Origin of the sequence: Burkholderia contaminans (assembly GCF_029633825.1) — a bacterium.
Lineage (GTDB): Bacteria > Pseudomonadota > Gammaproteobacteria > Burkholderiales > Burkholderiaceae > Burkholderia > Burkholderia contaminans.
In genome coordinates this window covers 998360-1011989 of the sequence record NZ_CP090640.1, presented here as the reverse complement: position 1 = coordinate 1011989, position 13630 = coordinate 998360, and the positions used below count along the sequence as shown (strand labels likewise).

The following is a 13630-nucleotide window of genomic DNA, read 5'->3' as shown; positions in this document are numbered from 1 at the left end:
CCGCGCGCGGCACAAAGCAAAGGGACGCTTCGCAGCGTCCCTTTTTCGTTGTGTCTTCAAGTCACTCAGGTCCTGCAGGTCGACACATCGTTACGCCTTGTCGGCCTTCCCCGCCGCGCTCGCGAATTTCGCGAGCCACGTGTCGACCCTCGCCGGCCGCCGGCTCTCGTCTTCCGCGCGCTCCTTGCGGCGGATTGCATTGCGCACGACGTGCGCGCCGACATAGCGGATCGGCTCCGGCGGGAACGCGCCGAGCGGGCCGCGCACGATCGGGCTGCGCGTCCACGCGTTGTCGAGGCCGAGCACGAGCGACGACAGGATCTGCCCGCCCATGTAGGTCGGCCCCACGCCGTTACCCGAGTAGCCGAAGCCGTAGAACACGTTCGGCGCGTCGTCGAGGCGGCCGAAGAACGGGAAGCCGGTGACGGAGCGATCTGACGGCCCGTTCCAGCTCGCGGTGACCGGCACGCCCGCGAGCGAAGGAAAGAATTCGCGCAGGCTCTGCGTGAGTTGCGCTTCGTAAGGCGAGCGCCGGTCGAACACGGGCGCGATGCGGCTGCGCCATGAGAACGTGTTGCCGCCCTTGCCGAGCATCAGCCGCCCGTCGGCGGTGGTGCGGTAGTAGTAGACGAAGATCCGCGAATCGAGCACCGACACGCCGTCGACGAGCCCGGTCTTTTCGAGCAGCGCCGGGCATTTCTCGGTGATGACCATGTCGCTCGACACGACCGCGATCGTGCGCTCGAACTGCGGGAAGCGGCTCGCCATCCATGCGTTGATCGCGAACACGAGCCTGCCCGCGCTCACGCTGCCGGACGGCGTGCGCACGACGGCGGGCTGGCCGGGCGTGAAGTCGAGCATCGGCGTGCGTTCGTAGATCCGGATGCCCATCGCGAGCGCGACGCGGCGCAGCCCGCGCACGAGCTTGCCGGGATGCACGGTCGCGGCGATCGGCGAATAGACGCCGTCGAGATTGCGCGCCGACCCCGAGCGGCGCGCGACTTCGGCGGGCGGCAGCGGTTCGTAGCTGTGGATGCCGCATGCGGCGAGCGCGTCGAGCACCGGCGCGAGCGTGCCGACCTGCGCACGCGACGTCGCGGTGTACAGCGTGCCGTCGAGCCGCAGCTCGGCATCGATGTCGTGCGCGCGGCAGAAATCGGCGATGTGCTGCACGGCCGCTTCGGATGCCTTCACGAGCCGGATCGCCTCGGCCTCGCCGAACAGCCGCCGCAGCGTCAGGAATTTTGCAGACCACGTGAGCAGGCAACCGCCGTTGCGGCCGCTCGCGCCGGCACCGCACAGGTCGGCTTCGACGATTGCGATGTCGAGCGCGGGATCCTGCTGCTTCGCCTGGATCGCGGTCCAGAGCCCGGTGAAGCCGCCGCCGACGATGCACACGTCGGCACGCGTCTCGCCTTGCAGCGCGGGGGCGAGATCGCCGTCGTTGAACAGCGCTTGTTCGATCCAGAAGGGTCGCATGGGAGGGTTCGTCGAAAAGGGGCCGTGCCGCGCACTGCCGAAAAAACGGCCGCCGCATGCGAACGTGCATGCGGCGGGGACCATCACGTCACGTCGTCATGCGTCACGTCAGGCGGCGGCTTCCGCCGACACGCGGCGCACGCCCATCGCCCGCAGCGTGTCGGCGATCGCGGCGACGGCGCCCGGGATGCCGGCTTCGCCGAAGTGGCCGATGCAGCCGACCCGGAACGTCTCGACCTCGGTCAGCTTGCCCGGATACAGGATGTAGCCGCGCTGCTTGACCTCCTGGTAGAAGCGCTTGAAATCGTAGTTCGGATCGTCCGGCGCATGGAACGTGACGATGATCGGCGCCTGGATCGCCGGATCGAGGAACGGCCGGAAACCGAGCGCGAGCATCCCGTCGATCAGCGCGCGATAGTTGCGCTGGTAGCGGCCGCCGCGCGCGGCGAGCCCGCCTTCGTCGACGTATTGCGCAACGGCCGCGTCGAGCGCCGCGACCACGTGCGTCGGCGGCGTAAAGCGCCACTGCGTCGTGCGCTGCATGTAGACCCATTGGTCGTACAGGTCCATCGCGAGCGAGTGGCTGTTGCCTTCGCAGCGTTCGAGCGCACTGCGCTTCGCGATCACGAAGCCGAGCCCCGGCACGCCTTCGAGGCATTTGCCGGATGCGGCGATCACCGCATCGAACGGCGTCGTGCGCGCATCGATGTCGATCGCGCCGAACGAACTCATCGCGTCGACGATCAGCCCGCGGCCATGCTTCGCGACGACCTGCGCGACGTCGTGCAGCGGGTTCAGCACGCCGGCGCCGGTTTCACAGTGCACGAGCGCGACATGCGTGATGGTCGGATCGGCCGCGAGCGCGCGCTCGACGTCGGCCGGATCGACGCGGCGGTCCTCGCTGTAGTCGATCGTCGTGAGCGTGCGGCCGAGCACGCGGCAGATCTTCGCGAGGCGCGCGCAGTACGCGCCGTTGTTCGGCACCAGCACGTGGCCGTCGCGCGGCACGAGCGTGCCGATCGCCGCTTCGACCGAGAACGTGCCGCTGCCTTGCAGCGGCACGCATTCGTGCGTGCCTTCGCCGTGCACGATCTGCAGCAGGCGTTCGCGCAGCCGCGCGGTGATCGCGTTGAAGTCGCTGTCCCACGAGCCCCAGTCGCGCAGCATCGCGTCGCGCGTGGTGTCGGAGGTCGTCAGGGGGCCGGGGGTGAGCAGGATGGGCTGGGCGGCGAGCGTCATGGTGTCTCCTTGATGAAGTCGGGACGTCACGTGAATACAGTCAGGGAATCAACGGCGATGTGGATTGCGCCAGGCCTGCGTGCGGCGCAACAGGCGGTGCGAGATGCACGCGAACAGCACGCACGCGAACGACGAGGTCGCGAGCACGAGCGTGGCCATCGCGGCAGCCGGGCCCATCTGGCCCGCGTCGTCGAGGTTCAGGATCGCGACCGACGCGGGTTGCGTATCGGGCGAGTAGAGGAACGCGACGGCCGAGACCGTCGTCATCCCGTTGACGAACAGGTAGCGCGCGATCAGCAGGATCGCGGGCAGGCACACAGGCACGGTCACGCGCACGAAGGTCTTGTAGAACGGCACCTTCAGCGACGCGGACACGGCCTCGAACTCGCTGTCGATCTGCCGGAGCGCGGTGACGGCGGTCAGGTGGCTCGACGCGTAGTAGTGCACCACCGTGACGATCGCGAGCAGCCACAGCGAGCCGTACAGCCCGTTCAGCGGATTGCCGGGTGCGTTGAACAGGAAGATGTAGCTGATGCCGAGCACGAGCCCCGGCACGCCCATCGGCAGGATCGCGCACAGCGCGATGAAGCCGCGCAGCCAGCGCGCGCCGCGCGTCTTCTCGATCAGGTACGCCCCGCCGAACACGACGATCGTGCCGCCGAGCGCGACCGTCGCGGCCATCCGCAGGCTGTTCTTGTACGCGTCGAAGATGCCGGCGCCGATCAGCCCCATCTCGTAGTGCTGCAGCCCGAGGCTCATCTGGTACGGCCAGAACTTCACGAACGACGCGAACACCGAGATGCCGACCACCGCGATGAAGAACGTGCACACGATGCCGCAGTACGCGAGCATCGCGGCATCGAAGCCGCGCGACGGCTTCGGCTGGTACGGCGTCGAGCGCGCGCCGAGCTGCGACTGCTGGCGGCGGCGAATGAAGAAGTCGACGCCGAACGCGACCAGCGCCGGGCACAGCAGCATCAGGCTCACGACCGCGCTGCGGTTGAAGTCCTGCAGGCCGATGATCAGCTTGTAGATGTCGGTCGACAGTACGTTATACGAACCGCCGATCACCACCGGTACGCCGAAGTCGTTGATGCACATCGTGAACGCCACCATCGTCGCGCTGATCAGCCCGTACTTCGCACCCGGCAGCGTGATCGTGAAGAACTTGCGCATGCGGCGCGTGCCCATCGCGTCGGCGGCTTCGTAGAGCCGGCCGTCGGCCAGCGACAGCGCGGTGACGAGGATCATCAGCACGTGCGGGAACGACGCATACACCATGCTCAGCACGATGCCCGGCAGCCCATAGATCGAATGGCCGTGCAGCAGCGGCTTCAGCAGCCCCGCGTTGCCGAACCAGTAGATGAACGACACCGCGGACAGCAGCGTCGGCGCGAGCAGCGGCAGGAGAGCGATCGTGCGCGCGGCGTTCTTCAGCGGCATGCACGAGCGCGTCAGCGCATATGCGAACGTGAACGCCATCGGCACGACGATCGACGTGACGAGTGCGCCGACCGTCAGCGAATGCAGCATCGAGCGCAGCACGCCGCTGTCCTCGAGATACTCGACGAAGTTGTGCGCGCCGACGAAGCGCCCGTCCGCATCGACGAAGCATTTCTGCACGACGAGCGCGAGCGGCAGCAGCAGGAACATCGACATCAGCGCGGCCATCGCGACGAGCGCGAGCTGCGCGAGGCGGTCGTGCCAGTGCGTGATCTGCCGCACGTCGGCGGGGACGGAGGCGCCGCGGCGGCGCTCGGTCAGGACGGTGCTCATTGCAGTCGCTCCTTCGCGCTCGGGAACACGCGGACATGCTCGCGATCGAGCGCGAGGTCGATGCGCGCGCCGGCCTGCACGCCGGTGCGGTCGACGTCGTGATACGACAGGTCGGCGACGATCTCCTGGCCGTCGAGCCCGTCGATCCGGAAGCTCACGCGGCAGAACGCGCCGAGGAATTCGAGCTTCTCGACGCGGCCGGCCAGCACGTTGTCGGCCGTCTCGCCCGGCACGCGGATGCGCAGGTCCTCGGGCCGCACGTAGACCGATACCGCCGCGCCTTGCGTGGGGCGGGCCGCACCGTGGCGGCAGTCGAGCCCGACCGCGCCTGCGCGCAGCGTGCCGTCCTGCGCGACTTCGGCCGGAATCGTGTTCACGCGGCCGATGAAGTCCGCGACGAACGGCGACGCGGGCTGCCGGTAGATTTCGAGCGGCGTGCCGATCTGCTCGATCACGCCGTGGTTCATCACGACGATGCGGTCGGCCATCGACAGCGCCTCTTCCTGGTCGTGCGTGACCATGATCGTCGTCACGCCGAGCCGCTGCTGCAGCGCGCGGATCTCCTGGCGCAGCCGCACGCGCACCCGCGCATCGAGCGCCGACAGCGGCTCGTCGAGCAGCAGCAGGCCGGGGGAGGAGGCGAGCGCGCGCGCCAGTGCGATGCGCTGCTGCTGGCCGCCGGACAGCTGGCCCGGATGCTTGCGATGGCTGTCGGGCAGGCCGACCAGTGCGAGCAGCGTGTGCACGCGCTCGTGGATCGCGTCGCGCTTCATCCTGCGGTTCACGAGCCCGTACGCGACGTTGTCGTACACCGTGAGGTTCGGGAACAGCGCGTACGACTGGAACACGATGCCGTAGTCGCGCAGTTGCGGCGGCAGCCGCGAGATGTCGCGGCCGTCCTGCATGATGTGGCCGGCGTTCTGCGTCTCGAGCCCTGCGATGATCCGCAGCAGCGTGGTCTTCCCGCAGCCGGACGGCCCCAGGAAGCAGATCATTTCGCCCTTCATCACGCTCAGGTTGATGTCGGTCAGGACCTGCGTGTCGTTGTACCGCTTCTCGATGCGTTCTGCGCTCAGATAAGGTGCCATGCGCGCCTCCATGCTGGGGCGGCCCGGGGGCCGGATTCGACGATGGAAAGGGTGGCGCGGGGCGGCGCGCGGCGCGGCCCCGCGGCGGGTCGCGGTGTTACTGCTGCGCTTTCGCGCCGTAGCGCTTCTGCCACGTATCGAGAATCGACTGGCGGTTCTTCGCCGACCATACGAAGTCGTTCTTCACGAGCAGCGCCGAGTAGTTGTCGGGGATGCCGGCGAGCTTGCGTGCGACACCCGGGTACGCGACGATCGCCCACCAGCGCGCGGTGATCTGGTTCGCCTCCTTGCTCGCCATGAAGTCGGCCAGCTTCTTCGCGGCATCGGGCTGCTTCGTCGTCTTCATGATCGCCGTGCCTTCCATGTCCCAGCCGAGCCCTTCCTTCGGGAACACGAGATCGATCGGCGCGCCCTGCGACTGCAGTTCATGGCCGCGGAACTCGAACGAGATGCCGATCGGGAATTCGCCGGTGCCGGCGAGCGTGCACGGCTTGGAGCCCGAGTGCACGTATTGCGCGACGTTCTTGTCGAGCGCGTCCATGAATTTCCAGCCGCGGTCGTCGCCGAAGGTCTGCAGCCACGCGGTCACGTCGAGGTAGCCGGTGCCGGACGAAACAGGGCTCGGCATCACGATCGCGCCTTTATAGACGGGCTTCGTCAGGTCTTCCCACGACGTCGGCTTCGGGATGCCCTTCGCCTGCGCGGCGACGCGGTTGTAGCAGATCGTCGCGCCCCACACGTCCATGCCGACCCAGTGCGGCGGCGTGTTCGCGTCGCTGTACTTGCGCGTGAGCTGGTCGAAGCCCGTCGGCGCGTACGGCAGCAGCATCCCCTGCAGGTCCAGCAGCGTCAGGCTCGACGCGGCGAGGCCGAGCACGACGTCCGCGCGCGGGTTGTTCTTCTCCGCGAGCAGCTTCGCGGTGACCGAGCCGGTCGAGTCGCGCACCCAGCGGATCTCGATGTCGGGGTTCGCTTTCTCGAACGCATCTTTGTAGGGCTTCATCGCCTCGTCTTCCAGCGCGGTATAGACGAGCAGCGACGTCTTCGCGTGCGCCGCCTGCACCGCGCCGAGCGCGACCGCCGCGGCCAGCGCGAAGCGGGCCGCGCCCGCCGCCCATGCGTTCAAACGCTTGTTTACCGGCACTTCGTTCATCTTCAGACCCCTTGACTGTGGCGCCGCGGCACGCGGCGGATGAGTGGAGACCAGCCCTCTTGCTGCTGCGTTGTTTTGCTTTCTGTTCTCTGCATGTTGTTGACAATCTACAAATCATCAATTTTAATGTCAAGCATGGAAAACACCTCCCTTCGGCGCGGCGCGGGCGCCGACGGCTCACCCCTTCGAACTGAAAGGAATGAACGTCATGAATGAAACGCCTGTATCCGTGGAAGTGAACGGCCGCCGCTACAACTGGATGAGCCGGCCCGTGGTGGTCGTGTGCGTCGATGGCTGCGCATACGAATATCTGGAGGAAGCGGCCGAGGCCGGTGTCGCGCCGTTCCTGCGCACGCTGCTGAAGCCGGGCACGGCGCTCAAGGGCGAGTGCGTGGTGCCGAGCTTCACGAACCCGAACAACCTGTCGATCGTGACAGGCGTGCCGCCGGCGGTGCATGGGATAAGCGGCAATTACTTCTACGACCGCGACACCGGCGCCGAAGTGCTGATGAACGATCCGAAGTACCTGGTCGCACCGACCGTGCTCGCGACCTTCGCGGAGCAAGGTGCGAAGGTCGCGGTCGTCACCGCGAAGGACAAGTTGCGCCGCCTGCTCGGCAAGGGGCTGAAGGGCATCTGCTTCTCGTCGGAAAAGGCCGATGAGGCGAGCGTCGAGGAAAACGGCATCGACAACGTGCTCGAGCTGGTCGGCAAGCCGGTGCCGAGCGTGTACAGCGCGGATCTGTCGGAATTCGTGTTCGCGGCCGGCGTGCGCCTGCTCGAGACGCGCCCGATCGACCTGATGTACCTGTCGACCACCGACTACGTGCAGCACAAGTGCGCGCCCGGCACGGAAGGCGCGAACGCGTTCTACGCGATGATGGACACCTACCTGCAGCGTCTCGACGCGCTCGGTGCGATCGTCGCGATCACGGCCGACCACGGGATGAACGCGAAGCACGACGATGAAACCGGCGAGCCGAACGTGATCTACCTGCAGGAGCTGTTCGACGAGTGGCTCGGCGAGGATGCGGCGCGCGTGATCCTGCCGATCACCGATCCGTACGTCGTGCACCACGGCGCGCTCGGCTCGTTCGCGACCGTCTACGTGCCGGCGACGGCCGACGCCGAAGCGCTGCGCGCACGGCTCGCCGCGGTCGACGGCATCGAGGTCGTGCTCACCGGCGCCGAGGGCTGCGCGCGCTTCGAGCTGCCGCCGGCGCGCATGGGCGACCTGATCGTGATCTCGAAGCAGGACGTCGTGCTCGGCACGCGCCGCATCAGGCACGACCTGTCGGGCCTCGACGTGCCGCTGCGCTCGCACGGCGGAATCTCCGAGCAGATCGTGCCGCTGATCTTCAGCAAGCCGGTCGCCGGCGACGTCTCGGGCCGCGCGCGGCTGCGCAACTTCGACATCATCGACATCGCGCTCAACCATCTGCAGTGATGCGCATGCATCCGTAAGGGGACACACTCATGAACGCCATTGCAGCATCGACGGACGTCAGCGAGATTCGTCGCGAAGCACTGCGAATCGATGGGGAACGGATTCATCGGGACGCGGTAATCGAAGTGCGCAACCCGTACGACGGCTCGCTGGTCGGCACCGTGCCGAAGGCGACGCTGGACGACGTGCGGCGCGCGTTCGCGGCCGCGCGTGCCTACCGGCCGACGCTCACGCGCCACGATCGCGCGGCGATCCTGCGCCGCGCGGCCGATATCGTGCGCGCGCGCACGGCCGAGATTGCAGCGCTGATCACGGCCGAGGCCGGCCTGTGCATCAAGGATTCGACATACGAAGCCGGGCGCGTGGCCGACGTGCTGACGTTCGGCGCCGGTGAAGTGCTGAAGGACGACGGGCAGATCTTCTCGTGCGACCTGACCCCGCACGGCAAGAAGCGCCGCGTGTACACGCAGCGCGATCCGCTGCTCGGCGTGATTTCGGCAATCACGCCGTTCAACCACCCGATGAACCAGGTCGCGCACAAGATCGTGCCGTCGGTGGCCACCAACAACCGGATCGTCGTGAAGCCGTCGGAGAAGGTGCCGCTGTCGTGTTACCTCTTCGCGGACATCCTTTACGAAGCCGGCCTGCCGCCGCAGATGCTGCAGGTCATCACCGGTGATCCGAAGGAGATTGCCGACGAACTGATCACGAACCCGGCGATCGACCTGATCACGTTCACGGGCGGCGTGTCGATCGGCAAGTCGATCGCGTCGCGGATGGGCTACCGCCGCGCGGTGCTCGAACTCGGCGGCAACGATCCGATCATCGTGATGGAAGACGCCGATCTCGACGAAGCGAGCACGCTCGCGGTGTCGGGCTCGTACAAGAACTCGGGCCAGCGCTGCACCGCGATCAAGCGGATGCTCGTGCACGAGTCGGTGGCCGATCGCTTCACGGCGCTGGTGGTCGAGAAAACGCGCGCATGGTCATACGGCAATCCTGCCGATCCGTCGGTGGACATGGGTACGGTGATCGACGAGGCGGCCGCGAAGTTCTGCGAACAGCAGGTGAACGATGCGATCGCGCGCGGTGCGCGGCTGCTGGTCGGCAACGTACGCGAAGGCGCGCTGTACTCGCCAACGGTGATCGATCGCGTGACGCCCGACATGCCGCTGGTGAAATACGAAACCTTCGGCCCCGTGTCGCCCATCATGCGCTTCCGCGACATCGACGACGCGATCCGGATGTCGAACAGCACCGACTACGCGCTGTCGTCGTCGGTCTGCACGAACCGCTTCGACCACATCACGCGCTTCATCACCGAGCTGGAAGTCGGCAGCGTGAACGTGCGCGAAGTGCCGGGCTACCGGCTCGAGCTGACGCCGTTCGGCGGCGTGAAGGATTCGGGGCTCGGCTACAAGGAAGGCGTGCAGGAAGCGATGAAGAGCTTCACGAATACGAAGACGTATTCATTGCCGTGGTAAGTGGCGTGTAAGCCGCGCGCACCGGTTTCGCGGCCGGTGTGCGCGTTATTCGATCGGCTCATATCGTTAGCCGATTTGCTTTTTTGCCGGGCCTCGACGCATCGGTAGAATTCGCGGACCTCTCGAACGGCACGTATGTGCCGCGGGAATATTCCCTCCTATCATTCGGGGTCCGCACCATGAAATTCCTTCGCTCCATCCTGGTCGTCGCCATGCTGCAGGCCGTTTCGGTCACGAGCGCACTGGCAGCCGACGACCTGTCGCAGATCAAGTCGTCCGGCGTGTTCCGGGTCGGTACCGAGGGCACGTACGCGCCGTTCACGTACCACGACGAAACCGGCAAGCTGACGGGCTTCGACGTCGATATCGCGACCGCGATCGCGCAGCGCCTCGGCGTGAAGCCGCAGTTCATCGAAGGCAAGTGGGACGGGCTGATCGCCGGCCTCGACGTGAACCGCTACGACGCGGTGGTCAACGAAGTGTCGATCACCGACGCGCGCAAGGCGAAATACGATTTCTCGACGCCGTACATCACGTCGCGCGCGGTGCTGATCGTGCGTGCGGACAACACGACGATCCACTCGTTCGACGATCTCAAGGGCAAGAAATCCGCGAACACGCTGACCAGCAATTTCGGCAAGCTCGCGGCCGCGCACGGCGCGGACGTCGTCCCCGTGCAGGGCTTCAACGAATCGATCGACCTGCTGAGCTCGGGGCGCGTCGACGCGACGATCAACGATTCGCTGTCGTACCTCGATTTCCGCAAGCACAAGCCGGACGCGAAACTGAAGATCGCGGCGACCGACACGGGCGGCGCGAGCGACGCATCGGGCGTGCTGCTGCGCAAGGGCAGCCCCGCGCTCGTGGCCGCGATCGACAAGGCACTCGCTGACATCAAGGCCGACGGTACCTACGCGAAGATCTCGCAGAAGTATTTCGGCCGCGACGTGTCGCAGCCGTGACGCGAGGCTGAACGATGCCGGCCTGGCTTCACCTGATGGCGGAATCGCTGCGGCCCCTGCTGGTTGCGGGGCTCGTGTTTACGGTACCGCTCACGCTCGCGTCGTTCGCGATCGGCCTGCTGCTCGCCTTCGGCGCGGCGCTCACGCGGCTGTTCGGGCCGCGCTGGGCGCAAGCCGTCGTACGTTTCTACATCTGGCTGTTTCGCGGCTCGCCGCTGCTCGTGCAGTTGTTCGTGATCTTCTATGGTTTGCCGAGCGTCGGCATCGTGCTCGATCCGCTGACGGCCGCGGTGATCGGCTTCTCGCTGAACGTCGGTGCGTACAACGCCGAGGTGATCCGCGGCGTGATCGAATCGATTCCGAAGGGGCAGTGGGAAGCCGCGTACTCGATGGCGATGACGCGCCCGCAGGCGCTGCGCCGCGCGATCCTGCCGCAGGCCGCGCGCGTCGCGCTGCCCGCACTGTCGAATTCGTTCATTTCGCTCGTGAAGGACACGTCGCTCGCGGCCGTGCTGACCGTGCCGGAGATCTTCCAGGCCGCGCAGCGGATCGCGGCCGTGACCTACGAGCCGATGATTCTCTATACGGAAGCCGCGCTGGTCTATCTGCTGCTCAGCTCGGTGCTGTCCACGCTGCAGCGTCGCCTCGAAGTCCGCTTCGGCCGTCATGCGCTGTTCCAGGCGGAACTGCGATGATCCGGCTCGAAGGCATCGACAAGTCGTTCGGCACGCATCGCGTGCTGCACGGGATCGACCTCGCATTGCAGCCCGGCAGCGTGACGGCGCTGATCGGGCCGTCCGGCAGCGGCAAGAGCACGCTGCTGCGTTGCGTGAACCTGCTCGAAGTGCCCGAGGCGGGCGCGCTGACGGTCGGCGACGCACGCATCGACTTCTCCCCGGCGCATCGGCCGGCGCGCGACGCCGTGTTCGCGGTGCGCCGCCAGACCGGCATGGTGTTCCAGAACTTCCAACTGTTTCCGCACCTGAGCGTCGTGCAGAACGTGATGGAGGGGCTCGTCACCGTGCAGCGCTGGCCGCGCGAACGGGCCCGTGAACGTGCGCTCGCGCTGCTCGAGAAGGTCGGCATCGCGGACAAGGCCGACGCGTGGCCCGGTACGCTGTCGGGCGGCCAGCAGCAACGTGTTGCGATCGCGCGTGCGCTCGCGCCGTCGCCGCAGGTGCTGTTGTGCGACGAGCCGACGTCGGCGCTCGATCCGGAGCTGTCCGTCGAAGTGGTCGAGGTGCTGCGCCAGCTCGCACGAGAAGGCACGACGATGCTGATGGCCACCCACGACCTGCGCCTGGCCGCGTCGATCGCACACGATGCGGTGTTTCTCGCGGAGGGCCGCGTGGTCGAGGCCGGTGCGTCGCGCGACCTGTTCGGCGATCCGCGCGATCCACGCACCGCGAAGTTCATCTCGACGCTTGCGCAGGGCGTGCCGGTGTTCTGACGCGGCACGCGAAAAGCGATATGCGGTACGGCGGGCGTCAACCTTGCCCTGGCCCGTCGAGCACCGCCGCCACGATCGCCTCCGGCGCATCTTCCTGCACCAGATGGCCCGCGCGCGGCACCCGGATCAGTTGGCCGTTTGCGATGCGATCGGCCAGCGCCTGCCCCTGGTCGAGCGGAATCCACGCGTCGTCCTCGCCCCACACGATGCGCACCGGAAAGTCCGGCGGCGCGTAACGAGCCTCGGCTTCCTCGATGTAGCGCTGGCGCATCTGCGCGATCTGTCGATAGAACGCGGCCTGACCGTCGGGCGTGAGCCACGGCGCACGGTAGATCGACAGCGCCTCGTCGCTCAGCGGCCGGGCGACCGCCTTGCCGAGATAGGCCGACACGAGCGCGTGATGCGCATACGCGGGCAATCCGGTGAACGCGGCCTCGTGCTGCGCGACATGGCGCACGAACGTCGAGCCCTGCGGCGCGATTGCGACCGGATTCACGAGCGTGAGGTCCGCATAGGCGACGCCGTCGAGGAAGTGCGCGCGCAGCACGGTTGCGCCGCCGTAGTCGTGCGCGAGTACGCGGGGGCGTGAGATTTTCCACGCATCGAGCAGCGCGCCGAACAACCCGTTCTGGCGGCCGAGCGACACATCCGCGTCCGGCATGTCGGACTGACCGTAACCGAGCAGGTCGTAGAAGAACACGCGGTGACGCCGCGCGAGCCACGGTGCGATCCGGCGCCACACCTGCGACGAAAACGGCGTGCCGTGCACGAGCACGAGCGGCGGACCTTCGCCGATCGTTCCCCAGGCAATCCGGTGGCCTTCGAAAGTGAAGCGGTTGGCGAGTTCGAGCATCGGCATCTCCGTGCTAACCTGTTTTGGTTGTTAACAGGTTACTCCGGATTGCCCGGGTGTGAAACCGATAGGTGAAAATAAATGGTTACTCGACACGAGCCCGCGCGAGCCGCGCAAGAATGGGGTGCAGCCGATTTCGTCGGCGGCCATCCGGCGCTCGACTTCCTCAACACGGTGGCCGACACGGGCAAGACGCGCGACGCGGACAAGCTCGTCGACTGGCCGGCCGTGCATGCGTGGGCGCAGCGATCGGGGTTGCTGGCGCCGGCCGGTCTGGCGCGGCTTCTGCGTCACGCGCGGCAGGACGACGCTGACGCGCTGGCGGCGCTGCATCGTTTTCGCGAGGATGCCTACGCTGCGATCGCGCACCTGACGGCCGGAGGCGGCGGCACGGCCGGCGCGCGCGCGGCGGACCGGCTCGCCGTCGCGATTCGCGAGGCGATCGGGCGCAGCGCATTCGATGCCGTCGACGGCCGGTTCGCGTGGCGGCCCGACGCGCGTGCCGCGTCGCGCTGGGTCGACGCGGCCGCACTCGGCTTCGAGCAACTGCTGCGCAGCGACGATTTCGCGCGCGTGAGGCAGTGCGGCCGGTGCACGTGGTTCTTCGTCGATCGCGGCCGCGGCGTCGGGCGCCGCTGGTGCGACATGCGCACGTGCGGGAACCGCGCGAAGGTGGAGACGTTCAGGGAGCGGTGATGC

Annotated in this window: 12 protein-coding genes; 6 read left to right on the top strand and 6 right to left on the bottom strand. The window is 67.3% G+C overall.

What is annotated here, in order from left to right:
- Positions 1 to 90 precede the first annotated feature (90 nt).
- The 5 genes from LXE91_RS04775 to LXE91_RS04755 all read right to left on the bottom strand — a co-directional run bounded on the left by LXE91_RS04775 (position 91) and on the right by LXE91_RS04755 (position 6735).
- The gene (locus LXE91_RS04775; protein ID WP_039364600.1) at positions 91 to 1479 is read right to left on the bottom strand and encodes an FAD-dependent oxidoreductase; all 1389 of its coding nucleotides are present in this window, start codon (positions 1477 to 1479) and stop codon (positions 91 to 93) included.
- A 108-nt stretch (positions 1480 to 1587) separates the two neighbouring features.
- The gene (locus LXE91_RS04770) at positions 1588 to 2718 is read right to left on the bottom strand and encodes a 2-aminoethylphosphonate--pyruvate transaminase (RefSeq protein WP_046196339.1); all 1131 of its coding nucleotides are present in this window, start codon (positions 2716 to 2718) and stop codon (positions 1588 to 1590) included.
- 48 nt (positions 2719 to 2766) lie between these two features.
- Positions 2767 to 4494 (bottom strand): putative 2-aminoethylphosphonate ABC transporter permease subunit, encoded by a 1728-nt coding sequence (locus LXE91_RS04765; protein ID WP_039350147.1) that lies wholly within the window; start codon positions 4492 to 4494, stop codon positions 2767 to 2769.
- A complete protein-coding gene (locus LXE91_RS04760) occupies positions 4491 to 5582 on the bottom strand; it encodes a putative 2-aminoethylphosphonate ABC transporter ATP-binding protein (protein WP_039350150.1) in 1092 nt (363 codons plus the stop codon). The genes LXE91_RS04765 and LXE91_RS04760 overlap by 4 nt, the downstream gene beginning before the upstream one ends.
- A gap of 97 nt (positions 5583 to 5679) precedes the next feature.
- Entirely contained in the window at positions 5680 to 6735 is a 1056-nt protein-coding gene (locus LXE91_RS04755) for a putative 2-aminoethylphosphonate ABC transporter substrate-binding protein (RefSeq protein WP_039350152.1), read from the bottom strand.
- 208 nt (positions 6736 to 6943) lie between these two features.
- On the opposite strand from LXE91_RS04755, the gene phnA reads away from it, so the two are divergent.
- The 5 genes from phnA to LXE91_RS04730 all read left to right on the top strand — a co-directional run bounded on the left by phnA (position 6944) and on the right by LXE91_RS04730 (position 12078).
- The gene (gene phnA, locus LXE91_RS04750) at positions 6944 to 8182 is read left to right on the top strand and encodes a phosphonoacetate hydrolase (protein ID WP_039350206.1); all 1239 of its coding nucleotides are present in this window, start codon (positions 6944 to 6946) and stop codon (positions 8180 to 8182) included.
- Positions 8183 to 8211: 29 nt separating this feature from the next.
- Entirely contained in the window at positions 8212 to 9666 is a 1455-nt protein-coding gene (gene phnY / locus LXE91_RS04745) for a phosphonoacetaldehyde dehydrogenase (RefSeq protein ID WP_039350155.1), read from the top strand.
- 179 nt (positions 9667 to 9845) lie between these two features.
- Positions 9846 to 10628 carry an amino acid ABC transporter substrate-binding protein gene (locus tag LXE91_RS04740; protein ID WP_039350157.1) on the top strand — a complete coding sequence of 261 codons (783 nt, stop codon included), beginning with the start codon at positions 9846 to 9848 and terminating at the stop codon, positions 10626 to 10628.
- 14 nt (positions 10629 to 10642) lie between these two features.
- Positions 10643 to 11323 (top strand): amino acid ABC transporter permease, encoded by a 681-nt coding sequence (locus LXE91_RS04735; RefSeq protein ID WP_039350160.1) that lies wholly within the window; start codon positions 10643 to 10645, stop codon positions 11321 to 11323.
- Entirely contained in the window at positions 11320 to 12078 is a 759-nt protein-coding gene (locus tag LXE91_RS04730) for an amino acid ABC transporter ATP-binding protein (protein ID WP_039350163.1), read from the top strand. The genes LXE91_RS04735 and LXE91_RS04730 overlap by 4 nt, the downstream gene beginning before the upstream one ends.
- A gap of 37 nt (positions 12079 to 12115) precedes the next feature.
- Here LXE91_RS04730 and LXE91_RS04725 read toward each other — a convergent pair whose 3' ends face one another.
- Positions 12116 to 12931, bottom strand: coding sequence for an alpha/beta fold hydrolase (locus tag LXE91_RS04725; protein ID WP_039350208.1), 816 nt, complete (start codon positions 12929 to 12931; stop codon positions 12116 to 12118).
- An 81-nt stretch (positions 12932 to 13012) separates the two neighbouring features.
- Here LXE91_RS04725 and LXE91_RS04720 point away from each other — a divergent pair, with 81 nt between their 5' ends.
- Positions 13013 to 13627 (top strand): CGNR zinc finger domain-containing protein, encoded by a 615-nt coding sequence (locus LXE91_RS04720; RefSeq protein ID WP_039350164.1) that lies wholly within the window; start codon positions 13013 to 13015, stop codon positions 13625 to 13627.
- The last annotated feature ends 3 nt before the right edge of the window (positions 13628 to 13630 follow it).